Source organism: Pedobacter heparinus (genome assembly GCF_032678725.1).
In the GTDB taxonomy this organism is placed as follows: domain Bacteria; phylum Bacteroidota; class Bacteroidia; order Sphingobacteriales; family Sphingobacteriaceae; genus Pedobacter; species Pedobacter heparinus_A.
The window spans coordinates 20,779-41,006 of sequence record NZ_JAVTSC010000023.1; the positions used below are offsets into that span (position 1 = coordinate 20,779).

At 40.2% G+C, this 20,228-nt stretch carries 28 protein-coding genes and 1 pseudogene; 24 read left to right on the top strand and 5 right to left on the bottom strand.

Annotated elements, in window-relative coordinates; genetic code table 11:
* Position 1: 1 nt before the first annotated feature.
* From R2Q85_RS24640 to R2Q85_RS23650, 20 genes are all read left to right on the top strand, one after another.
* Positions 2-451, top strand: coding sequence for a MauE/DoxX family redox-associated membrane protein (locus R2Q85_RS24640; protein WP_410478909.1), 450 nt, complete (start codon positions 2-4; stop codon positions 449-451).
* A gap of 78 nt (positions 452-529) precedes the next feature.
* A complete protein-coding gene (locus tag R2Q85_RS23560) occupies positions 530-814 on the top strand; it encodes a hypothetical protein (RefSeq protein ID WP_316814265.1) in 285 nt (94 codons plus the stop codon).
* A gap of 62 nt (positions 815-876) precedes the next feature.
* Positions 877-1,917, top strand: a complete 1,041-nt coding sequence (locus tag R2Q85_RS23565) for a hypothetical protein (protein WP_316814266.1) — start codon at positions 877-879, stop codon at positions 1,915-1,917.
* An 11-nt stretch (positions 1,918-1,928) separates the two neighbouring features.
* Positions 1,929-2,429, top strand: a complete 501-nt coding sequence (locus R2Q85_RS23570; protein WP_316814267.1) for a hypothetical protein — start codon at positions 1,929-1,931, stop codon at positions 2,427-2,429.
* A gap of 80 nt (positions 2,430-2,509) precedes the next feature.
* Positions 2,510-2,755: a hypothetical protein gene (locus R2Q85_RS23575; RefSeq protein ID WP_316814268.1), complete on the top strand. Its 246-nt coding sequence runs from the start codon at positions 2,510-2,512 to the stop codon at positions 2,753-2,755.
* Positions 2,755-3,138: a helix-turn-helix transcriptional regulator gene (locus R2Q85_RS23580; protein WP_316814269.1), complete on the top strand. Its 384-nt coding sequence runs from the start codon at positions 2,755-2,757 to the stop codon at positions 3,136-3,138. The genes R2Q85_RS23575 and R2Q85_RS23580 overlap by 1 nt, the downstream gene beginning before the upstream one ends.
* 176 nt (positions 3,139-3,314) lie before the next feature.
* On the top strand, positions 3,315-3,503 hold the full coding sequence (locus tag R2Q85_RS23585) for a hypothetical protein (protein ID WP_316814270.1): 189 nt from the start codon (positions 3,315-3,317) through the stop codon (positions 3,501-3,503).
* The gene (locus R2Q85_RS23590) at positions 3,503-3,883 is read left to right on the top strand and encodes a hypothetical protein (RefSeq protein WP_316814271.1); all 381 of its coding nucleotides are present in this window, start codon (positions 3,503-3,505) and stop codon (positions 3,881-3,883) included. The genes R2Q85_RS23585 and R2Q85_RS23590 overlap by 1 nt, the downstream gene beginning before the upstream one ends.
* A 431-nt stretch (positions 3,884-4,314) precedes the next feature.
* A complete protein-coding gene (locus R2Q85_RS23595) occupies positions 4,315-4,455 on the top strand; it encodes a hypothetical protein (protein WP_316814272.1) in 141 nt (46 codons plus the stop codon).
* Between the two features lie 409 nt (positions 4,456-4,864).
* Positions 4,865-5,920: an IS110 family transposase gene (locus R2Q85_RS23600; RefSeq protein ID WP_316814273.1), complete on the top strand. Its 1,056-nt coding sequence runs from the start codon at positions 4,865-4,867 to the stop codon at positions 5,918-5,920.
* 201 nt (positions 5,921-6,121) lie between these two features.
* Positions 6,122-6,406, top strand: coding sequence for a cyclic nucleotide-binding domain-containing protein (locus tag R2Q85_RS23605; RefSeq protein ID WP_316814274.1), 285 nt, complete (start codon positions 6,122-6,124; stop codon positions 6,404-6,406).
* Between the two features lie 69 nt (positions 6,407-6,475).
* Positions 6,476-6,748 carry a hypothetical protein gene (locus R2Q85_RS23610; protein WP_316814275.1) on the top strand — a complete coding sequence of 91 codons (273 nt, stop codon included), beginning with the start codon at positions 6,476-6,478 and terminating at the stop codon, positions 6,746-6,748.
* Positions 6,749-6,891: 143 nt separating this feature from the next.
* Positions 6,892-7,443: a MauE/DoxX family redox-associated membrane protein gene (locus R2Q85_RS23615; protein WP_316814276.1), complete on the top strand. Its 552-nt coding sequence runs from the start codon at positions 6,892-6,894 to the stop codon at positions 7,441-7,443.
* 123 nt (positions 7,444-7,566) lie between these two features.
* A complete protein-coding gene (locus R2Q85_RS23620; protein ID WP_316813245.1) occupies positions 7,567-7,845 on the top strand; it encodes a hypothetical protein in 279 nt (92 codons plus the stop codon).
* A 98-nt stretch (positions 7,846-7,943) separates the two neighbouring features.
* Positions 7,944-8,300, top strand: a complete 357-nt coding sequence (locus R2Q85_RS23625) for a hypothetical protein (protein ID WP_316814277.1) — start codon at positions 7,944-7,946, stop codon at positions 8,298-8,300.
* Positions 8,301-8,489: 189 nt separating this feature from the next.
* Positions 8,490-9,134 carry a DUF6266 family protein gene (locus R2Q85_RS23630; RefSeq protein WP_316814278.1) on the top strand — a complete coding sequence of 215 codons (645 nt, stop codon included), beginning with the start codon at positions 8,490-8,492 and terminating at the stop codon, positions 9,132-9,134.
* Between the two features lie 180 nt (positions 9,135-9,314).
* Positions 9,315-9,665 (top strand): hypothetical protein, encoded by a 351-nt coding sequence (locus R2Q85_RS23635; protein ID WP_316814279.1) that lies wholly within the window; start codon positions 9,315-9,317, stop codon positions 9,663-9,665.
* A 41-nt stretch (positions 9,666-9,706) separates the two neighbouring features.
* Positions 9,707-10,303, top strand: a complete 597-nt coding sequence (locus tag R2Q85_RS23640) for a peptidoglycan-binding protein (protein ID WP_316814280.1) — start codon at positions 9,707-9,709, stop codon at positions 10,301-10,303.
* The gene (locus R2Q85_RS23645) at positions 10,291-10,917 is read left to right on the top strand and encodes a DUF6266 family protein (RefSeq protein ID WP_316814281.1); all 627 of its coding nucleotides are present in this window, start codon (positions 10,291-10,293) and stop codon (positions 10,915-10,917) included. Before R2Q85_RS23640 ends, R2Q85_RS23645 begins: the two co-directional genes overlap by 13 nt.
* Positions 10,918-10,927: 10 nt before the next feature.
* Positions 10,928-11,566: a DUF6266 family protein gene (locus R2Q85_RS23650; RefSeq protein ID WP_316814282.1), complete on the top strand. Its 639-nt coding sequence runs from the start codon at positions 10,928-10,930 to the stop codon at positions 11,564-11,566.
* Between the two features lie 24 nt (positions 11,567-11,590).
* Here the strand turns inward: R2Q85_RS23650 and R2Q85_RS23655 are convergent, their stop codons facing one another.
* Entirely contained in the window at positions 11,591-12,568 is a 978-nt protein-coding gene (locus R2Q85_RS23655; RefSeq protein WP_316814283.1) for a GlxA family transcriptional regulator, read from the bottom strand.
* 131 nt (positions 12,569-12,699) lie between these two features.
* Here R2Q85_RS23655 and R2Q85_RS23660 point away from each other — a divergent pair, with 131 nt between their 5' ends.
* Genes R2Q85_RS23660 through R2Q85_RS23670 form a run of 3 tightly spaced genes read left to right on the top strand, consistent with a single transcriptional unit; the run spans position 12,700 to position 13,927 of the window.
* A complete protein-coding gene (locus tag R2Q85_RS23660) occupies positions 12,700-13,122 on the top strand; it encodes an SRPBCC family protein (protein WP_316814284.1) in 423 nt (140 codons plus the stop codon).
* Positions 13,123-13,145: 23 nt separating this feature from the next.
* Positions 13,146-13,517 (top strand): DoxX family protein, encoded by a 372-nt coding sequence (locus R2Q85_RS23665; protein WP_316814285.1) that lies wholly within the window; start codon positions 13,146-13,148, stop codon positions 13,515-13,517.
* Between the two features lie 11 nt (positions 13,518-13,528).
* Positions 13,529-13,927 carry a glyoxalase gene (locus R2Q85_RS23670; protein WP_316814286.1) on the top strand — a complete coding sequence of 133 codons (399 nt, stop codon included), beginning with the start codon at positions 13,529-13,531 and terminating at the stop codon, positions 13,925-13,927.
* Between the two features lie 5 nt (positions 13,928-13,932).
* Here the strand turns inward: R2Q85_RS23670 and R2Q85_RS23675 are convergent, their stop codons facing one another.
* The 4 genes from R2Q85_RS23675 to R2Q85_RS23690 form a co-directional block, all read right to left on the bottom strand.
* The gene (locus tag R2Q85_RS23675) at positions 13,933-14,406 is read right to left on the bottom strand and encodes a VOC family protein (protein WP_316814287.1); all 474 of its coding nucleotides are present in this window, start codon (positions 14,404-14,406) and stop codon (positions 13,933-13,935) included.
* A 73-nt stretch (positions 14,407-14,479) separates the two neighbouring features.
* The gene (locus R2Q85_RS23680) at positions 14,480-14,893 is read right to left on the bottom strand and encodes an arsenate reductase ArsC (protein WP_316814288.1); all 414 of its coding nucleotides are present in this window, start codon (positions 14,891-14,893) and stop codon (positions 14,480-14,482) included.
* Between the two features lie 134 nt (positions 14,894-15,027).
* On the bottom strand, positions 15,028-15,597 hold the full coding sequence (locus R2Q85_RS23685) for a DUF6428 family protein (RefSeq protein WP_316814289.1): 570 nt from the start codon (positions 15,595-15,597) through the stop codon (positions 15,028-15,030).
* 37 nt (positions 15,598-15,634) lie between these two features.
* Positions 15,635-15,964: a metalloregulator ArsR/SmtB family transcription factor gene (locus tag R2Q85_RS23690; RefSeq protein ID WP_316814290.1), complete on the bottom strand. Its 330-nt coding sequence runs from the start codon at positions 15,962-15,964 to the stop codon at positions 15,635-15,637.
* A gap of 580 nt (positions 15,965-16,544) precedes the next feature.
* On the opposite strand from R2Q85_RS23690, the pseudogene R2Q85_RS23695 reads away from it, so the two are divergent.
* Positions 16,545-20,228 (top strand): annotated as a pseudogene (locus R2Q85_RS23695) (hypothetical protein); the annotation flags it as partial.

The following is a 20,228-nucleotide window of genomic DNA, read 5'->3' on the forward strand; positions in this document are numbered from 1 at the left end:
CATGAATCAAAATAACAGGAAAAGAATTCTGGTTGTCGAAGTAGTTTGCGTCTTATTTATTTTACTTTTTGCATATGCATCTGTAACTAAAATGCTCGATTTTGAGCAATTCAGAACCGAGTTACGCCGGTCTCCTTTACTTACGTTTTTTGCAACCTGGGTAGCAATTGGAATTCCGATGTTGGAAGTCATTTTATCCATCTTTCTAACAATTGAAAGGTTTAGACTTGCGTCAATATACTGTGCATACGGATTAATGGTGATTTTCTCCGCATACATCGTTGCCATCACAAAGTTTGCAGATTACATACCCTGTTCTTGTGGAGGTGTATTGTCGTCAATGAATTGGAAGCAGCATCTGGTTTTCAACTGCGCTTTTATTGCCTTTGCCTTGATAGCAATATTCATCTATCCTTCTAAAGAATCATTAACATTTGAAAACACACCTTAAAATATTATGGACTTTGCGCGAAGCAGGAAATGCCGAAAGCCTGATAAAAATGTAGGCAAACAACTTAAAACAAAAATTATGAAAAGATTTAGAATTTTAGTGTTACTAGCATTTGTATTTGCTATTTCAAGTGCATTTGTAAGTAGTAAAAAACCTGCGGGACTTACCACTTATGGTTACTTTTTAAACATGAATTACTATCCTGAGATTGTATTCTGCGATTATGGGACAATTGACTATGGTTTTGTATGTAGCACTTTGTCTTATGGGCAGGTATGTACAGTAAATGGCATGACAGCATATGATACATATCTTGCCTGTGATCAACCTCAGACATATCCTGTGCTTTACAGGGAATATTAACGTCATCAAACTCAGCGATATGGGAGGCAATTTTTGACCTCCCATAATGTTAAATCTATAATATGAAAGTAAGAATTCTAACAGTTGCTTTGATCTCGGTTGGGTGCGTGTTATTGATAATATTTCTTTTCCTTTTATCATATGAGGTTAACCGGGCTCCAAATAATTTTATACGCTTATTTCCACCTCATGTTGTTTTGCCGGATACAGAAATAAAAATTCAGTACAACGCAGGTTATATTGCTGGTGCTGACAAGAAAAACATTTACTTAGGTGAAAACTTAGCTTTCAATTTTATTTTATCTGTTGACAAAGCCAATAGCAAAACTCAGTTGATTAAAATTGACATACAGCCTGCCGCCAAAATGAGAACTGGTGAAGCGAAGGTCTTTATTGATTCCCCATACTTTTTTCTTACAGGGGCTATGCTAAAAAGCGCTTATAGAGGAAGTATATCGGAATGGATTGCAAGACCTTATTTTAAAAACAAAGTTGTAACTGATGTAGCCATTCCGATAAAAGATTCATCCTTTATTTTTAGAATAATTGATCGGACCAAAGGCTATAGCCTTGCAAAAAGCAATAATGGTTCGACAGCTATGCAAAAAGCACCGGATTTGCTGGAGAAACAGGTTGATGACTTTTTTAGCAAGGATGGAATGCTGCATTACAACAAAAAAGCTGGTCAATTGGTGTATCTGTATTACTACCGTAACCAGTTTACTGTAGCTGATACCAATCTCAAACTTGTATACAAAGGAAAAACCATTGATACGGTTAGCCAGGCTAAGATTAAGATCGGCTCACCTGATAAGAACGGAGAGATTAAGCTTGCCGAACCACCTGTTGTTGTAAACAAAAAGAGCTGTGTAAGTGATGAGTATTTATTTGTGCAATCGAACCTGAAAGCGGACAATGAGGATATTGAGCAATTCAAAAATGCCTGGGTAGTTGATGTGTATGAGATAGAAAATGGCAAATACAAACTCAGTTTTTATTTGCCCAAAACAAAGACCGGAAAGATAAAAGATATGAAAGTTACAGGTAAGACAATGGCGGTATTGTATGAACACAAGCTTTGTACGTATAAACTTAATTTTTAGCGGTATTCAGTATGAAAAGCAAAACACCAATAAACTTAATCTATTCCGCTGACCTATTCAGGGAGCTGATGCCGCACCCGCGTGTGCTCACCACCAAAAAAAACATTTGCCTGAAAATGACCAGGCCAAATATGATGGTAGCCTATATAAATTTAAACACAGATGAAAGTAAGGGTTATAAAGCAACGCTAAGGACAGATGAAATAACACTGGATAATTTTATTGAAGAACACAAGGTTACTGATCTGGGAAAACTGGATAACATAGATCTCGGAATACTCTGGATAAAATACCTGGCAGGAAAAGCTGAGGTACGGGTTGAGATGCCGGATATGGATCTGAAGAAGATCCAGTTTAGAGTGGTAGATGGCTGTACTATGGCATACAATTATGACAGGCATTTTTGCGACCGGATACCGCAGGTGTTGAGCATGCTCCCGCATTTTGAAAGCTACCTGAAACTGAATAGAAACAGGCTGGAAAATATTAACGCGCTCCGTTCATTTGGTTAAACTGTAAGATACCGGAGGGAATTTGGTGTGCCCTCCGGTTCTTTAAAAAAATTAAATAACAAAAGATGTTATACCTGAAGATGAAAAAACGAAGAAATCAATTGAGCCCGGTAGAACCGGACGTGCTAAACACACTGTTTATCTTCCTGGCTTTGTCGGATGATTTTCAGATTGCTGCAGAAAATGCGGGATTCAAGACCTTTCAGGATTTGCTGGATAACCGGGAGCGGGCTTTGGATGGTTCGATATTTAACCCGGCGCATGAAATGGAGTTGTTCGAGTATGCTGAATTTCACGGGTTCATTCATTTACTGGGATTGGAGTAATGAAAGACACAATCATCAGCCAAAAAATAAGAGCCCTGCGCAAAAAACGGCACTGGAGCCAAACGCATATGGCAGCGCTGCTGGGAATTTCTGTACCGGCATACAGTAAAATTGAATGTGCATTTACAGAGGTATCCGTAAGCCGGTTAAAGTTACTGGCCGGAATATTTGAGGTAAAAGCCAGTTGGTTGCTGGATGAAGAGGAAGCGGTGATAAAAATAGAGAATGAAGAGCTGAAGGAAAAGCTAAATGCATGTACTGCTAGGGTTATGTTACTACAGCGGAAATTGTTGGAGCAGTATGAAGAGGGACAAAATAACCATTCACTTCAAAGGCTGCATAACCACGCTGAAGGGCGTGGAGACGCTATGCCTTTTCTGTGAAGGTAATTTTATGGTCAATGCAGGGTGCTGAGGGTTTGGTGGTGATGGCAAGGCGCTTAAATGACATGCTGTAGGCATCATGATTCCCTCGCCCCCTTTGGGGAGAGGTGGCTGAAGGCCGGAGAGGGGGAGTAGAATTAAAACTAACAATAAAACATAAAAAAACTGAACTGTCTATGAAAACAATCAAACTCATCCCATACGATGAAGATCCGGTGCTGGATACCAATACGCTAATGGCCGCACTGGGCATCACCAAAAAGGAAGCAAACGACATCCTATGGGATTTATTCGAAAAAGAATACATCGATTTAATTCCGGTTCTTGATGAAGAGAAGCTAAACCTGTTGAAGCCCAGAGATTAATGAAAGCGGAAAACCCAGGAGATATGACCCTGCTTTACCGAAGGCTTTGGGATGTGGTACACTTTGATGAGCTGTTTCCGGTTCCTGCAAACCACCATATCGATGAGTTCCTGTTGAGCCTGATCATCGAGCTGCACAGGCTTTGCCTGGAAGAAGACAGAGATTTGGCAACGGCCAAATACTACCACCACAAAACGCAATTGCTGCAGCTGCAGGGAAGGACACTGGAATTACTGGCTGATGCCAATAAGAAACAACGCCAACGGATTAAAAAGGTAGATGCAGGTTTAACAGAGCTACTGAATTTGCTGGAGCTGGTAAAAACAGAGCGGATTGACCAGCTTTTTTTACCGCCTAAGCCATCAAAATCCTGTAATTAGTTACTAAATAATCTATGAACATGAAAAATTATGATATGAATGATGAGATCGAATTAATCGACATCGCAAGTTTGGGCTTAACGAATGATACAATATCTCGTCATTTATACAATTGATAAAAATAATTGAAAATATAAAGGGGAGGAATATGCTCCATTCCAGGTTTGAGACCTATCCTATGAATGAATCCCCCTTTTATCTAAAAACATAAAATGATGAGATCGAATTAATCTGCGTCGCAAGTAAAGACTTAATGAAAGATATAATATCTCATCATTTAAAGTAAAAGATTCCGTTGATCTACGGTAAAAGGATTATAGTTCTTTGTTTTATTGTTGTTGAGGTCACGGTTATTTATCCGGATGTATCCGGTTAAATTTATGTGGTATGCCCTGAAATGAATTATATTCGTATTATAATAAGATTAATTTATGCAACTATTGCCCCTGCCATTTGATATTGAAAGTAAAAAGGTGCTTAAGAAAGCAGTTGAGGCCGGACAACACCTTGCTGAACTTAAAGGGACTGTTCGCACGATCCCAAATGAAGCAATTTTGATCAATACAAAATAAGAACGTTTGTAAAAAAGGCTGTTTTTTACAAATGAAATAAAAACGTTTGTAAAAAGGGATGTTTTTTACAAACGAAAACTTTATCCTTATTCAGGATCCATCAACAAAATTTTATTGAAAATGAATTATTAGGGCTGGTACACCTGACGGGATTGTATTGGATAATAAATAAATAAAGGGGAGGATTATGCGGCGTTCCAGGTTTGAGGTCTATCCCATGAATGAATCTCCCCTTTATTTGAAGACATTGATGATGAGATCGAATTAATCTGCGTCGCAAGTTTGGACTTAACGAACGATACAATATCTCATCATTATAAATAATTGAAAATATATAAAGGGGTGGATTATGTTGTCATCTAGGTTTTTGAACTATCTCTGGATTGAATCCCCCTTTATTTTGAATACTATGAAAGAAACAAGACAAAAGAAATATGCCTGGTTTGTAGGTATTGATGTATCCAGAAATAAGCTGGACTATGCCGTAATGCGGGGTAAACAGTTACTTTTTCATGATGAAATTGAAAACAGTACCCCTTTTATCAAACAGTTTGTGCTTGAGCTGAAAGCAATGAAAGGTTTTACCATGAGCAAAACGATTTTTTGCATGGAAAATACAGGCTTTTACTGTAACCACCTGTTGGAAGTGCTACACCAAATGAAAGCAAACATTGTGCAGGAACCACCGGCCCAGATTATGAAAACGATGGGTGTGGTGCGCGGGAAGAACGATAAGGTTGATGCCATCAGGATTGCGGATTACGCTTATAAAAACAGGGAAACATTGCGCTTCTGGCAACCCAGAAGACCTGTATTAAATGAGCTGGCTAAATTAAGTACAATGCGCAGCAGGTTAATGAATTATTTGCTGGGAATTTCTGTTCCATTAAAAGAAGAAACGGATTTTATAAAAAAGAAGGTTGCTAACCAGAGCTTGCAACTGTGTACAAAGAGTATTGCTGCGTTAAAAGCTGACATTAAAGCTGTTGATGATTTGATGCTGAAGCTGATTAATGAAGATGCGGAATTGAGCCCTCTTCGGGACATCATTGTATCGGTTGACCATGTTGGCCCGGTTACTGCAACCCAGATCCTTATCTGTACCAACGAATTCCGTGACATCAGCAACCCTAAGAAATTTGCCTGTTATGCTGGGGTGGCTCCGTTTCCCAGAGAATCTGGTGTCGCAACTTCAAGGCGCAGGGTATCGCACATTGCCAATAAAAAGATGAAAGCATTGCTGCATACCTGTGCGGTTGGTACCATAAGAGGAAGTAATGACTTGACTGCATATTACCTTCGAAAAACGCAGGACGAAAAGAAACCTAAAATGGCAGTGCTTAATGCGATAAGGTATAAGATCATCCTACGGATTTTTACCTGTGTTAAGCAAAACCGGAAATATGAAAAAACGTATGTGAACAATTGGGTAAAGCCGGTTGAGGAAGCGGTAAATGACATGTAGGTATAAAAATATTGCCCTCTTCCGGATTGGGGGGTAACAAGCAATCCGGATATATCCAACCTATCTAAATAAAACAACAAGCCTATGAAAAACACTACCTAACATTTAATTTTTTGGGGATTACAACAATAGAAGGATAATTAAGGGGACCTAATGCCAAACATCTATCAATAAATAATCACCGTCAAAAATTAAAAAAACATGTTAAACATTAAACACGCTTTCGAAAGATTGAAAAACGTACTTCGCAAGATAAACCCCAATATGGTTTTACCCGATAACTTTTTTAAATACTTATGGGATTACATGGAGGAAATTACTCCTGATCCGGATGAACCATTGGTAAAACAGGGTAGCATACCGAAATTTGCTTATTTCATCATCAGGGGATTTATTAGTGTATACTACCATGATGAAAAAGGAAACAAACTGGTAAAACGCTTTTATGGGGAAGAATGTATTGTTGCCTTGCTGAGTTTTCTGTAACAACTGCCTTCACCTTATACCATTGAAGCCGGTAAGGATACTTTATTATCCCGGATTGGTATAGCAGAGATGAATTACATCTACGATAACTGGAAAGGGATGAAAGAGTTTGCCCAGCTTACCGTGATGCGGCATGAGGAAATGGAAAAGGAATTGAAGGATAAACTGGTACGGTTGCCAGGGGAACAACGCGTATTGGAATTTTATCTGGAGTTTCCGAAGCTGTTGCACAGCAAGATCTTTGTAGACAGTGACATTGCCAGTTATTTATGTATGCTGCGACAAACGTTGTGTGCATTGCGATCAGCCTTGATTGCAAAAGGACTGTTGCCAGAAAAGTAGCAGATTAGCGATCATATTCAGTTTTATTAAACCCGGGGCTATAATCCCGGGTTTTTTGTGTTTAAAAGGCTTGTTTTTGTCGGATTTACGACTTTTTAAGTCATTTAGAGCCAGTATTTTTGTTTCATGACAATACGAAATATATGAAAGCAAAAAAACGACTGATTGAAATCTGTATCCTGTTACTGGTGATGTTGTTTCTTTATACAGTAAGTATTAAGGTACTGGAACATGACAAGTTTATTTTCCAGCTAAGGGATTCTCCTTTGCGACTGATCAGTTTTTTTGCACCGGTACTGGCATTTGTGGTTCCCTCATTTTCTGCGGCTATTGTGGTATTGCTGTTGTTACCGGGCTGGAGCCGTGTTGGGTTATGGGCTGCGCTGGTATTGCTCTTTATGTTTGAGCTATACATTATAGTAGTATTGGTTTCGGGGCTTAGGCTGCCGTGCAATTGCAGTGGGCTGCACAATGAATTGAGCTGGTACGGGCATCTTGGTGTAAATGCTGGTTTTATGTTTATCGGTACGGTTGCCCTGTTGGGCTTATACAATAGGTGGCCCTTGCGGGCCAGGGCATGCCCCATCCCGTCATCTCGAGGGAAACGCAGCGACGAGAGACCTCTTGAACTGTGCCTAAACAAGAGGTCTCTCCCTGCGGCTCGAGATGACGGGGCGGGGCATGCACAAGACTGACGACCGCTTTAAGGACGACCGCCTTATTTAACCCTTTTAAGGGCGACCGCTTTATTTTAATCTTGATATTCCAGATCTGAATATATAGTTAACAATTTTATTAATCATTAAAAAAACAAAAACATGAAAAAAGTTTTCAAAACAAGTTTAGTAGCCATTGCTATGGCACTAACAGTTACTGTTGCCTATGCAACAACGGCGAAACATGCGCCAAAAGCCAATGAAAATGAATACACCTGGACCAGGGTGGGTGGCGAAACACCACCGGAAGAAACCAACCCTTTTGTGGGCACTAAAACTGATGCCGAGAATTACTATGGCTGTAGTGGTACGGTGGACCAATGTGCTGTTGGTACATCGACAAGCCTGGGCGTACCGCCGGAAGTGATTTACCAGCACTAATCCCGTAGGGGTTAAACCTGAGCCTTATTGTTTTGGGCAAGGCTCGAAGGTCCGGCACTCATAGCCGGGCCTTCAATTGAATTTACGTTTTTACAGTAATGCGCAATAATGAATTGTTGCTCACGATTTACAAAATGAAAGACCGGCAGGGTTGCCTGGTTTTCCAAAGTGCAGGTAAACTGCAGCGGATTTTTAACCTGATAGAGGTATTGCCCTTTGTAGGCTGGCTTAAACATCTGAGCCACGCAATTGATACAGGAGCTAAACAAAACGATGCTCATGCTATACGTTGTGCCGACGGCTTAGAACGCATACTTACCTGCAAGTTTATACAGGATGTAGTAGCGCTGGAGCTTAAAGTAAAACAGCAGGTTAAGTTTAGCTGGCAGGGCACGGCCAAGGAGTTTAGGGCTGCGGTTGACCGGATGATTGCGAAGTTGCCGCGGTTTTTTTAACCGTAATGGCATCATCTCGACTCCTTTGTCATTCCGAGGTACGAGGAATCTAGATCCTTCGCATTCGCTCTGGATGACAAACGCATACGCTTCCCTCGGGATGACGTAAACGAAAAACCTGATTAATAACATTGCTAACAACAGGCTAACAAAGTTGCAATCGTAAAATAACCCATAAAAAAGATTACTATGGGAATTCAACATTGGGGAGCCTTCGGTGGCTTCCAACGCAAAACCGGTGCCTTGGTTGGGCACTGGACAAACGGGCAGAATGTGATTACTGCCATCCCTCACCCTTCACAAAATCCACCTACGGTGCCGCAGTTAAACATGCGGGCCAAATTTAGAACAGTGGTTGCCTTTTCCAGGCGGTTAACCCCGCTGATCAGGGTAGGTTACCAGAATGCGCATAAGGAAAAGCAGAGTGCTTTTAATGCAGCCTTTGTAGACAATTATGCCAATGCGGTAACGGGTATAGCACCAAATTACTTAATTGACTACCCTAATTTTGCCTACAGCAAGGGTCAATTGAGCAATGGCTATAATGCCGAAGTGGTAACGGCAATAGCGGATACGGTGCAGTTTACCTGGCTGGCTACGCTTGCTACGGGTATTGGCGGGCCAACGGATATGGCTACGCTGGTAGTGTACAACCCGGTAAAGAACCAATTGGTTACACTGGTTGGTGCAGCTGCCCGCTCGGCACTTACTTACAGTATGCTGGTACCAGGCGACTTTAGCGGAGATGATGTGCACTGCTGGATCTCGTTCGTATCGGCCAATGGTAAGATGGCGAGTGATTCGTTTTACGTTGGTGAGTTTACGGTAGTTTAGTTTTAAGGGTGCCCGCGGGCACCCTTGTTTAATTCATATGCACCACGTCATATCGAAGGAAACGAAGTGATGAGATATCTCTTGGTTATGCATAGTTCTAGAGATCTCTCCCTGCGGTTCGAGATGACGAAGCGCCTTAAAAGAGAAATTATGATGAAAGAGTTAATAATTAACAGAGGAATGTTTTTCCTCCGAGGTATGATGCAGGCAAAAAAAGAGCATCATTTGATGGGGGTATTATTGGTGATGTGGGCGGCAGTAACGTTGTTTTTTAGCAGCCCGGAGATGAGTGCAGGGATTAATCAGAGTATCCCTTTACTCGTGATATTGGGTTTGATCACTTACCTGCTCTTATTAGAAATTAGCTGGTGGTTATTTAACCGGTTTTTGATCAGGATGGGTTATCCGCCAATTAATGCAATGGTTTTACATTTTAAGGAATTACAGCAATGGCAGCAATTAAGTTTTGTATGGGCATCATATGCCTTGTTATTATTGGCCGGGGCAACATGCCTGGCGGCAATTTTATAAGTGCAGCGTCATCTCGAACGCATGTGAGAGAACTCTTGGTTATGAATAATTCAAGAGTTTTCTCATCGCTACGCTTAGTTCGAAATGACGGCGAAACGCACAGTATTAATTTATTTAAAAACAAATACAGTTATGACAAAGAAAAAAATCGTTCAGCAGTCATCGATATCGCCAGAAAAGAAATCGGTGTTAGGGAATCTGGTCACAATAGTGGTCCAAGAATCCGTGAGTATCTTGCTTACGTGGGTTTTAAAGAAGCTGCGCCTTGGTGTAGCGCGTTTTGCTCATGGTGCTTCGGACAAGCAGGTTTAGTAAAACCGAGAACCGCCTGGAGCCCGGGTTTGTTTCCGGTGTCAAGGTTAGCCAGAGATGGTTTGCCCGGAATGCTTATCGGGATTTACTTTCCTTCACTTGGCAGAATTGGACATTGTGGGATTATCGAAAGGGTGCAGGGGAGTATGATTTTTTCCATTGAAGGAAACACGAATGTGACGGGAAGCAGGGAAGGGGATGCGGTGATGAGAAAGGTAAGGCACAAAAGGACAATTGCTAAGTATAGTGATTGGTGTAGTATTAGTTCAAGAGATCTCTCCAACGTCGAGATGACGAAAAACACAAATAAGACATGGGCATTTTAAGAAAAGGTGTGTTTGATGGTTTTGAAGGAAAAACCGGGCCATTGGTTGGCCGTAAAGTAAATGGTAAAAGTGTAATCTCGGCGGCGCAGCATAAAACAACAAAACCCAGAATACAAGCACAAATAGATCAGCAGTTAAAATTTGCACTGGTAACTAATTTTTTAAAAAGATTTAAACGTTTGATTGCTGTGGGCTTTGCCAACGTAAAACATCGCAATGCGTTTAATGCTGCGGTTAAGTACAATTTCAGGAATATCATCAGGGGTGTTTCTCCTGATTATAGCATTGATTATAGCAAACTGGTTTACAGCAGGGGCTGTTTGGCAGGGGCATATTCGCCCTCCGTTACTGTGGGGTCAGACAAGTTAATCATCAGTTGGTTACCTCATGCGCAATCGCAGCTAAACCAGCATTCGGACAAGGCAAGTTTTTTAGTGTATTGCCCGGATAAACAACTGACAGTGATTTTGGAGCGGGCGGTAAACCGGGCAGCTCTGCAATTTGAATTGGAGTTGCCGGTAGGCTTGATGGGGTTACCATTGCATGTGTATATGAGTTTTGTGAGTATAAACGGCAAGGAAGTGAGTAATAGCATGTATTTAGGAATATTTTAATAAAAAAATTATGGCAACATATAGAAATGGTTTTTTCGGAAATTATAAAGGCAAACTTGGCAACCTGATATTTTATGAGGTAAAAGGCAAACAGATGGTGCGCAGTGTGGGTAAGATAACGGTGCCGCCCACACCGGCACAGCTGCAAAACCGGAATGAATTGGAAGCGGTAGTGAGCTTTTTGAAGCCACTGAAGGAATTGATCAGTATCGGCTTTCATTTAAAAGCAAAGGGAACAACCTGCACAGCCTATAATAAGGCGGTATCTTATAATAAACTACATGCCGTAAGGGGTGCTTATCCTAATGCTTTTATGGTATATGAAGAGGTATTGGTTACGGAAGGTAAAATGCAGGCAGCGATTAATCCGGCGGTTGAGCTGACCATGGATGGTTTGAGTTTTAGCTGGCATTGCCCTGCTGATCTGGAATGGCCGAGGCCGAATGACCAGGTGATTTTGCTGGCTTATTTCCCTAAGCTGGAAAAAGCGGAGTATTTATTGTATGGCCCAAGCCGGTTAACAGGTGCAGTAAATCTGCAATTGTCGCCCGATTTGCTAAACGCGCAAATGGAGGTTTATATCTCATTTATCTCGCAAGACAGGAAACAGATTGCGAATAGTACTTATCTAGGGAATTTTAATGACTGATTTTGGCATGCCATCTACCAGCTCTTAAACCTCGTGTGCTACCCTCGCAAACTTGTTTCTGTACTCAATTGGGGTAAGCCCTGTAATCTTCTTAAATGTATCCCTAAATGCTTTTGTATCTGTATAACCTACATTAAACATTATTTCTGATATGTTCTTTCTGGAGGCTTCAAAAAATTTTTTGGCAGCTTCTATTCTTACCCTTTGTATATACTCTATGGATGTATTGTTGGTAGCCTCTTTAAACCTTCTTTCAAATGTTCTACGACCGGTATTGATTAAATTTGCTAACGTTTCTATCGTTATTTTGTCTTCATAGTGTTTTTCAATATGATCCTGTACTTTTTGAATTTCGACATCACCATGGTTTCTTTGGCCTTTGAACATGGCGAATTGGGATTGGCTGTCTCTCCCGATATCTAAAGCAAAATATTTTGAAATCATTACCGCCGTTTCTCTATCCGCAAACTTTTCAATCAGGTATAATATTAAATTCCATAAACTACTTGCCCCACCACTACTGTAAATATTATCGTGTTCTGTTATTATAGCTCCATCTTCTACTTCCACCTCCGGATATCTTTCTCTGAAATCACTAATATGAGCCCAATGTGTAGAGCATTTTTTTCCATTGAGTAAGCCTGTCTCAGCCAAAAGAAATGCACCAATACACAAGCTGGCAAGACTTGATCCATTTTTATATAACTTTTTAATATAGGGTATTGCTTCCGCATTAGCCTGTATTCCTTTGGTGGTATCGCCAAATGTAGGTGGTATAATCAATAGGTCTGTTTGAGCAACATCTTTGAGCAACCTATTGGTTTTAATAGTGTACTCTCCGTTATTGGCTGGCACATACTCGTTTAAGCCTACATACTCTACCTCAAAAATCGGTTTTTTACCAAATGTGGTTAAAAACTCATTGGCAGTATGAAAGCTTCTAAAAGGGGGCGTAACGGCTTCTATCACCCCATACTCAGGTACAAATACTGAAATGCGCATATCAATTATAAGATTAAGCTACTAAGCTACAAAAATAGTTTTGTCATAATTCACCTCTAATTTGTCATTTTTACAACAGCCAGTATTTTAGGTCCTGATTTATCTTTGAATATAAAATTTAACCAATAACTATGGCACAAGGAAAAAGAATTACGGTAGAAGCAACAACACATGTTCCCGTAGCAAAAGTTTGGAAGGTTTGGAATACACCTGAAGATATTATAAAATGGAATACCCCAGACCCAAGCTGGCATACCCCAAGTAGTGAAAACGACCTGACAGTAGGTGGTAAATTTAAGAATAGAATGGAAGCCAGAGATGGCAGCTTCGGTTTCGATTTTGAAGGTGTATATGATGCAGTGGAATTACATAAGGAAATTACGTATACAATGGGTGATGGAAGAAAATCCACTACTTTATTTGCAGAGCAAGATGGCAAAACAACCATAACCACCACATTTGATCCCGAAACAGAGAATGATCCTGAATTTCAGAAGCAAGGGTGGCAAGCTATCTTGAACAATTTTGTGAAATATATTGAATCAACGAATTAATTAACGCCATTTATTTTAATATTATGAAAAAGAATAAAATAATCTTTTGGGTAGCAACAATCATCATCGTACTTTGGGAGGGTGTAATGCCAATGGGTACCCTATTGTTTTCACCAGAATATGCAACTGTAGGCACAAAACCTTTGGGTTATCCAGATTATTTTGCCTATGCACTGATCATTTGTAAAGTACTTGGCGTTTTTGCGATTGCTTATCCTAAAACACCGGCTAAGCTAAAGGAATGGGCCTACGCAGGACTTACATTTAATTTAATCTTTGCCTTCATCAGTCATGCCTGTGTAGATAAAAACATTGGGTTTATGCTATTACCACTGGTGATATTGGGCATCCTTGCTATTTCTTATCTGTATAAAAATAAAACTCCCAATATTTAATTTATGCAGCTATGATCGAACCTAATCAAGACAGGTTAATAAGTGCAGTTTTCATAACATTTTCTGGAAACTGTAAAAAAGCGCTCAGCTTTTACCAAACCTGTTTTGGGGGACTGTTACAATTTGAAACTTTTGAAGAAGTGCTTGGTTACACCGAAATGCCTGTTGTTAGTGGATCGCTAATTGCTGATAGGATAATAATTCATGGTTCAGACCTGGTACATAACGAAGGAAGAAAGCTCGGGAATTATATTTCTATTTTTTTGCACTGTAAGAATGCCTGGTACAGAAAAGAGCTTATTGAAAAACTCAAATCTGATAAAATGAATTTTTTTGTAAACAATGATGAAGACCAAAGATTAATTGAAATAACTGATGCTTTTGATGTAAGGTGGATACTGGGTATTTAAGATGGTTACTCTTTTGCGGCCTCTTCTATATCTTTGATGATGATCTTACTCATCTTCATCATTGCATCCATTACGCGTTTGGCTCTCTCTGCATCTTTATCTTGTAGCAAATTCCTCAAAATTGTTGGCGAAACCTGCCATGATAAACCAAATTTATCTTTTAACCAGCCGCATTGAGATTCTTCACCACCTCCTGCAGTAAGGTTTTTCCAGTAATAGTCAATCTCATCCTGGGTATTGGCCTCGATAGAAAAAGAAACGGATTCGTTAAACTTGAACATCGGCCCCCCGTTTATTAATATAAACTCCTGATCTTCTATTTCCATATCCACTGCTAATATTTCACCGCCAAAATTTGGCGCGTCTGTGGGGTAATAGCTGGTATTGAGTATTTTGGAATTTTGAAATACCGAAGTGTAAAAGTCAATAGCTTCTTTAACATTATGGTCTAGCCACAAACAAGGTCTTATCTTTTTCATATATCCTTTGGTTTAAATTTTGCAGTAACAATGATGTTTAAACAAAATTTAGCCATCAATGGTTTTCACTGGGTTATAAATTCCCGTTTACAAAATTCCGAGCATATTTTTTGATCATTTCTCTGACTTCGCGAAATTGTTCCATGATCTCTTCTTCGGTGCCGCTTGCTTTTGCCGGATCAGGAAAGTTGTAATGCAGCTTTACCGCATTGGTTGGAAAAAAGGGGCAACTCTCTTTTGCGTTATCACATACGGTAATCACAAAATCAAAGTTGATCTCTGTGTATTCGTTCACATTATTTGAGGTATGGCCCGAAATGTCTATTCCGTCTTCTTTCATGATCTCCATTGCTTTTGGATTAACGCCATGCGTTTCTATTCCGGCACTGTAAATCTCTGCACTGTTGCCTGCAAAATACCTTAAATACCCTTCTGCGATCTGGCTTCTGCAGCTGTTTCCTGTACAAAGTACCAATACTTTTTTCATATTCTATTTTAAAATAATAGCCATATTAAATTGATGATGCAGAATTTGGCATCCCAACCAAAGATCAATTGCAATACGATTACTGCAGTTGTGATGATAATGACCTTCTTATAGCTGATCAGTTTTGCTAACATTTAACAGCAGCCCGAGCCAGGTTCACAAGATTGCGCTGCACCTGCAAGATTTAGCATTTGCAGTTTTGGCTTTTCGTTTTTTACAGCAGGTGCGCAGCATTCCTCACCGGAATCCGTTGTGCCGCAAGTTCCACCTCTTGTAATGGCCTTACACTGCGTAAAATCAGGAACCAGGTTTACGATCAGATTGTCACCTTCGATCAAAAATTCGCCTGGATACATTTGCCTGGTATCGAACTGTGAGTTTCCAAACTCAATTTTTACTGTGCCAAGCGGATTTAAAGGCAGTGATTTTTCTACCAGTTGCACAATAGACAATGCTTTGCTAACCTGCATTGCCCTTTCACTATCCTGTACAGCTGGTTCCCACAGCTGAACAATGATCTCTGTCCAGGTATTCATTTTTCCGCCGCAGTCTACCGATACAATCGGTGCCTGTTTAATCTCAGTAATGTGGTAGGAGGGATCAACCCATTTACCTTTCGCGTATTGGAACTGCAAAGTCAGTTCCGGATTCTGTTCCAGGGCGGCTTTAAATGCTTGCCAGTTGGTGAGTTCTGTAGTATTCATAATATTGCAATTTTACGATTGATATCGGTAAAAAAAGTTAACAGCAGTTGGCTTCGCCTTTATATGAGCTCAAAAAAACACCAAACTGATCTTCTAATAATTTCCAGGTTTTAGGATTGATACAATAACAAACCGTAACACCTTCAATAGTGCCCTGAATGATCCCGGCATTTTTCAGCTCCTTCAGGTGCTGGGAAATGGTTGCTTGTGCCAGGCCTAGTTCTTCTACCAGGTCGCCACAAATACATGCGTTAGCAGAAATGATTTGCTCCAAGATGGCAATACGGGCAGGGTGTGCCATTGCTTTCAACAATGTTGCCAGCTGGTTCTGCTCATTTGTAAATATTTCTGTTTTTGTAAGTCCCATATCTTTATATTGCAATATTACGATGTATGTTTTACAATTCCAAACTATTTTTTTTAAAGCTTCAAGTAATGAAGCACTACATATCCTGGTTAATGGAGTTAGCCGGTGTTTCTTTATTGTTTAATTTGTATCACTCAGTTAGGAGTTGTGATGGCTTAAATTAATGAACTGCAAGTAAATTTGCTGTTTTTTGATTTATATACTTATGTTTTTGTTGTTTGGCATAATATTGTTTTGTTAAATTATGTGTATTTTATTTCCCATTTTGTGTAATTATTTACCAATTATTTCTCTTTTATTTTTATGATTTTGTATTAATTATTTTGTTTTATATAAAATAAACGCGTTTTTAATGTGTTTTTAGGTGTTTATTGTAGATGTTTAAATTTTTGGCCTGATTGTTATTAAAAATATTAAAATTTTCATAGAAATACTATAAATTCTGATTACTTTGCTTAAGGTAAATGAAATTAAACTTATAGGAAATTAATGTTTTGTGTTATAGGTTTTTTTGATGGGAAAAATATCCTATTGGAAGAATTCGGGCAGATAAAACAAGAAGTATTTATAAGTGGAGTAAATGTATTTCGAATTTATGCTAAATGCGCTCAGGTCTAATTTGCTCTCCTATTACAGAGGTATATGCTGTCTGGCTTTTCTTTTATGCTCATTATTTAATTTATCAAATGCACTGGCAGAGGGGAGTAAGGATTTGTATCCGGCTACTCAGGTAAACGGAAGTAGGGCCTTTCTGTATTGCAATACCAATACGTTTCATACCAGCTCATGGCCATTTAAAACAACCGGGACACATTATGTTTATGCAAAAATAGGAGAAACAATTGCTGCTGCTTCTAGTGCTCAAGGAATTAATAATGGAATTATTCGGATTACTGCTCCTAATGGACAAATTTACACCTCTAATACTGGCAGTACCATAGGGCGTATAAATGATAGGACTGCTGAACTGGCCGGTCCAAATAATGGTGCGGCTGGAGATGCTAACCGTTATATTCCTTTTGAGGTTTCCGTTACTCAGGAAGGTGCATGGATTGTCGATTTTTTACCTCCGGGCGGAGCAACTGGGAATGATAATTCGACAGTTCCTGATAAATTAGGAACTGAGAACTGGACTCAGGGAACAACGTCCAATGGGAATCCAAATGTTATTGCAGCTTGGGACGTATCGGTAAGGAACGGTGTGAATTGGCTGACAGGCCGTACTTATACAAATGTACTTAATCTTCTATTGAGCAATAGTTCTAATACCTCTGGCAAAGCTTATTACGCTACTCATTATATTCTTACAAAGGACGGGAGGGCATATCGTGTTCAAACCAATGGCAACCAAGGTATTGGCTTTACCTTTTTTTCAAATAGCAATGGTTTCGCGATAAATTCAATACCGACTTATAAAAGTTTAAATCTTTCTGAAAAAGCAGATATATCTCCTTACACGCACGACCCAAGAACACCGGACCAAGGTAACAATGTAACCCATAAAATTTTTTATAATAAGCCCAATCCAGATTTACCCGCTAGTACTCCAATGTTTATCTCAGGAATTTCAGGTGCTGAGACCTGGCTTAAAAATACAGCTGTCTTGCCAAAGATAACTGGATTGCAGGTGACAGGAGCAGAAGGAACAGTAGGACAGGTAAGCCGCAAAGGAGGATATATTAAATTTGATTCGAGTACAGGAGGAACTTATAAAATTACCATTCCTGTTCCCTCGGGTACTGATCGGGTAATAGTTGGTGTGGCTGCTGTGGGTAATAATTCTGTTTTTTGGGATGGAAAAGATGGAAATGGCGTCTACGTTCCGGCAGGAACTTCTATCAGTCAATTGAAAACAAGATTATTGTCTGCAGAGGTGCATTTTCCATACATTGATATGGAGGTCAATCCGCAAGGTGTAATTATCGAACTGACTGATAATTCTCTTAATTACAACTTGCAAACGGGTTCTTCTGATGAAGGGGAATATAGCAATAAAGTTTATTGGGATGATATTGATATTTCAGGTGCTGGTTCGGCTTATGGAACTTCGAGTCCGGTAAGTAATGCGGTCCTCGGTACTTCGAGTATAACAAATGGTCATAAATGGGGAGTTTACGATGCTAACTTTGCCAGTAATGGCTTCGGAAACAATAAATCGATGGATACATGGACCTATATACAAGGCAGTGAAGAATCACAGCCTATTAGTATGGTTATAAAATCTGCCGATTTAATGGTCGAAAGCATTATTCCAACTGTTAATACTTATTTTGCTGATCAAAAAGTATCCTATAAAGTAAGGGTTAAAAATAATGGCCCGAGTGATATTTTAGGAGCAGTATTTAACTTTAAAGCGCCAACAGGGTTTGTTGTGAACTCTGTGGTTTCGTCAACAGTTACAGGAAGTGTTACTGTTAGTAATCCAGTAACATCAGGCGGCAGCTATAACTCTAAACTGGATATGAATAATCAGGCGGTAATTGAGTTTACAATTGCTGGAACTGTTGTTGCACCACTTTTAAATCTGCCATTTGAGGTTGAAGCCAGTATATTGAGGCCGCCTGATGTTACTGATCCGGATGCTACTGATCCAGGCTCCACTACACCAGCTGATCCACATATTGAATGTTTGAATGGTACACTTAACGAAGGGTGTAATAACATCAAATACAATACTTTTAATCCACAACAATTTTGCATTACTACTCCAATAACGCCTATTTCATATACAGTTGGTACCGTAGGAGGTTACCCGAGTTTCACTGCAGGTATGCCATCTGGATTGATTACTATCTTTGACAATACAACAAATATAGTGACCGTAAGTAATACACCTACTCAGGCAGGTTTGTTTAATTTTACTATTGGGACTTTTGGGAACGACAGAAAAAAAACTACAGTTCTGTTGTTGATTAATGCTAAACCAACAATTACTACACAACCCCTTGATATAACAACTTGTGAAAACGCTAGCGGCTCCTCCACAATAGTTTCATCTTCCAGTACAGATACTTACAAATGGCAATATGAAAGTTCAGGGAGCTGGATTGATTTTGATGCAACCAATGGGGTTTCTGGTTTTAATACTGCTACATTAACACTAACCAACGCGCCTTTGGTTTTAAATAATGTTAAAATAAGGGTAGTGGTTTATTCTGCTGTTGGTTGTGCCACTATATCCAATGTAAAAACAATAACGGTAAACCCATTGCCAGCACAACCGACAGTTACCGCTGGTGCGGGGACAACCTTTTGTGTGGTTGGTTCAGTAACCCTGACCTCATCGGTTGCAACGAGTTACCAGTGGTATCGGGGCACTACTTTGTTAACCGGAGAAACGAACCAAACCTATACGGCAACTGAAACCGGCAATTATACGGTAGTAGTTACCGATGGCAATTCCTGTTCGAGCCCTGCTTCAGCAGTGGTTACTGTTACGGTAAACCCATTGCCAGCACAGCCGACAGTTACCGCTGGTGCAGGCACAACCTTTTGTGTGGGTGGTTCAGTAACCCTGACCTCATCGGTTGCAACGAGTTACCAGTGGTATCGGGGCACTACTTTGTTAACCGGAGAAACCAACCAAACCTATACAGCAAGTGAAAGCGGTAATTATACAGTTGTAGTTACCGATGGCAATTCCTGTTTGAGCCCTGCTTCAGCAGCGGTTCCGGTTACAGTCAACCCATTGCCAGCACAGCCAACTGTTACCGCTGGTGCAGGCACAACCTTCTGTGTGGGTGGTTCAGTGGTATTAACCTCGAGTCCTGCTACCAGCTATCAGTGGTATCGGGGCACTACTTTATTAACCGGAGAAACGAACCAAACCTATACAGCAAGTGAAAGCGGTAATTATACAGTTGTGGTTACCGATGGCAATTCCTGTTCGAGCCCAGCTTCAGCAGTGGTTCCGGTTACGGTAAACCCATTGCCTGTTCAGCCAACTGTTACCGCTGGTGCGGGGACAACCTTTTGTGTGGGTGGTTCAGTAACCCTGACCTCATCGGTTGCAACGAGTTACCAGTGGTATCGGGGCACTACTTTGTTAACTGGTGAGACCAACCAAACTTATACGGCAAGTGAAACCGGTAATTATACGGTAGTAGTTACCGATGGCAATTCCTGTTCGAGCCCAGCTTCAGCAGCGGTTCCGGTTACGGTAAACCCATTGCCTGTTCAGCCAACTGTTACCGCTGGTGCGGGGACAACCTTTTGTGTGGGCGGTTCAGTAACCCTGACCTCATCGGTTGCTACCAGCTATCAG

Coding starts and splice junctions, on each gene's coding strand:
- R2Q85_RS23605 (WP_316814274.1), top strand. CDS start 6,122: ATGTTAAACATTAAACACGCTTTCGAAAGATTGAAAAACGTACTTCGC.
- R2Q85_RS23650 (WP_316814282.1), top strand. CDS start 10,928: ATGGCAACATATAGAAATGGTTTTTTCGGAAATTATAAAGGCAAACTT.
- R2Q85_RS23620 (WP_316813245.1), top strand. CDS start 7,567: ATGAAAAAAGTTTTCAAAACAAGTTTAGTAGCCATTGCTATGGCACTA.
- R2Q85_RS23690 (WP_316814290.1), bottom strand. CDS start 15,964: ATGGGACTTACAAAAACAGAAATATTTACAAATGAGCAGAACCAGCTG.
- R2Q85_RS23635 (WP_316814279.1), top strand. CDS start 9,315: ATGTTTTTCCTCCGAGGTATGATGCAGGCAAAAAAAGAGCATCATTTG.
- R2Q85_RS23565 (WP_316814266.1), top strand. CDS start 877: ATGAAAGTAAGAATTCTAACAGTTGCTTTGATCTCGGTTGGGTGCGTG.
- R2Q85_RS23600 (WP_316814273.1), top strand. CDS start 4,865: ATGAAAGAAACAAGACAAAAGAAATATGCCTGGTTTGTAGGTATTGAT.
- R2Q85_RS24640 (WP_410478909.1), top strand. CDS start 2: ATGAATCAAAATAACAGGAAAAGAATTCTGGTTGTCGAAGTAGTTTGC.
- R2Q85_RS23595 (WP_316814272.1), top strand. CDS start 4,315: ATGCAACTATTGCCCCTGCCATTTGATATTGAAAGTAAAAAGGTGCTT.
- R2Q85_RS23675 (WP_316814287.1), bottom strand. CDS start 14,406: ATGAAAAAGATAAGACCTTGTTTGTGGCTAGACCATAATGTTAAAGAA.
- R2Q85_RS23615 (WP_316814276.1), top strand. CDS start 6,892: ATGAAAGCAAAAAAACGACTGATTGAAATCTGTATCCTGTTACTGGTG.
- R2Q85_RS23580 (WP_316814269.1), top strand. CDS start 2,755: ATGAAAGACACAATCATCAGCCAAAAAATAAGAGCCCTGCGCAAAAAA.
- R2Q85_RS23670 (WP_316814286.1), top strand. CDS start 13,529: ATGATCGAACCTAATCAAGACAGGTTAATAAGTGCAGTTTTCATAACA.
- R2Q85_RS23665 (WP_316814285.1), top strand. CDS start 13,146: ATGAAAAAGAATAAAATAATCTTTTGGGTAGCAACAATCATCATCGTA.
- R2Q85_RS23640 (WP_316814280.1), top strand. CDS start 9,707: ATGAATAATTCAAGAGTTTTCTCATCGCTACGCTTAGTTCGAAATGAC.
- R2Q85_RS23625 (WP_316814277.1), top strand. CDS start 7,944: ATGCGCAATAATGAATTGTTGCTCACGATTTACAAAATGAAAGACCGG.
- R2Q85_RS23660 (WP_316814284.1), top strand. CDS start 12,700: ATGGCACAAGGAAAAAGAATTACGGTAGAAGCAACAACACATGTTCCC.
- R2Q85_RS23680 (WP_316814288.1), bottom strand. CDS start 14,893: ATGAAAAAAGTATTGGTACTTTGTACAGGAAACAGCTGCAGAAGCCAG.
- R2Q85_RS23560 (WP_316814265.1), top strand. CDS start 530: ATGAAAAGATTTAGAATTTTAGTGTTACTAGCATTTGTATTTGCTATT.
- R2Q85_RS23590 (WP_316814271.1), top strand. CDS start 3,503: ATGAAAGCGGAAAACCCAGGAGATATGACCCTGCTTTACCGAAGGCTT.
- R2Q85_RS23685 (WP_316814289.1), bottom strand. CDS start 15,597: ATGAATACTACAGAACTCACCAACTGGCAAGCATTTAAAGCCGCCCTG.
- R2Q85_RS23575 (WP_316814268.1), top strand. CDS start 2,510: ATGAAAAAACGAAGAAATCAATTGAGCCCGGTAGAACCGGACGTGCTA.
- R2Q85_RS23585 (WP_316814270.1), top strand. CDS start 3,315: ATGAAAACAATCAAACTCATCCCATACGATGAAGATCCGGTGCTGGAT.
- R2Q85_RS23645 (WP_316814281.1), top strand. CDS start 10,291: ATGGGCATTTTAAGAAAAGGTGTGTTTGATGGTTTTGAAGGAAAAACC.
- R2Q85_RS23655 (WP_316814283.1), bottom strand. CDS start 12,568: ATGCGCATTTCAGTATTTGTACCTGAGTATGGGGTGATAGAAGCCGTT.
- R2Q85_RS23570 (WP_316814267.1), top strand. CDS start 1,929: ATGAAAAGCAAAACACCAATAAACTTAATCTATTCCGCTGACCTATTC.
- R2Q85_RS23610 (WP_316814275.1), top strand. CDS start 6,476: ATGAATTACATCTACGATAACTGGAAAGGGATGAAAGAGTTTGCCCAG.
- R2Q85_RS23630 (WP_316814278.1), top strand. CDS start 8,490: ATGGGAATTCAACATTGGGGAGCCTTCGGTGGCTTCCAACGCAAAACC.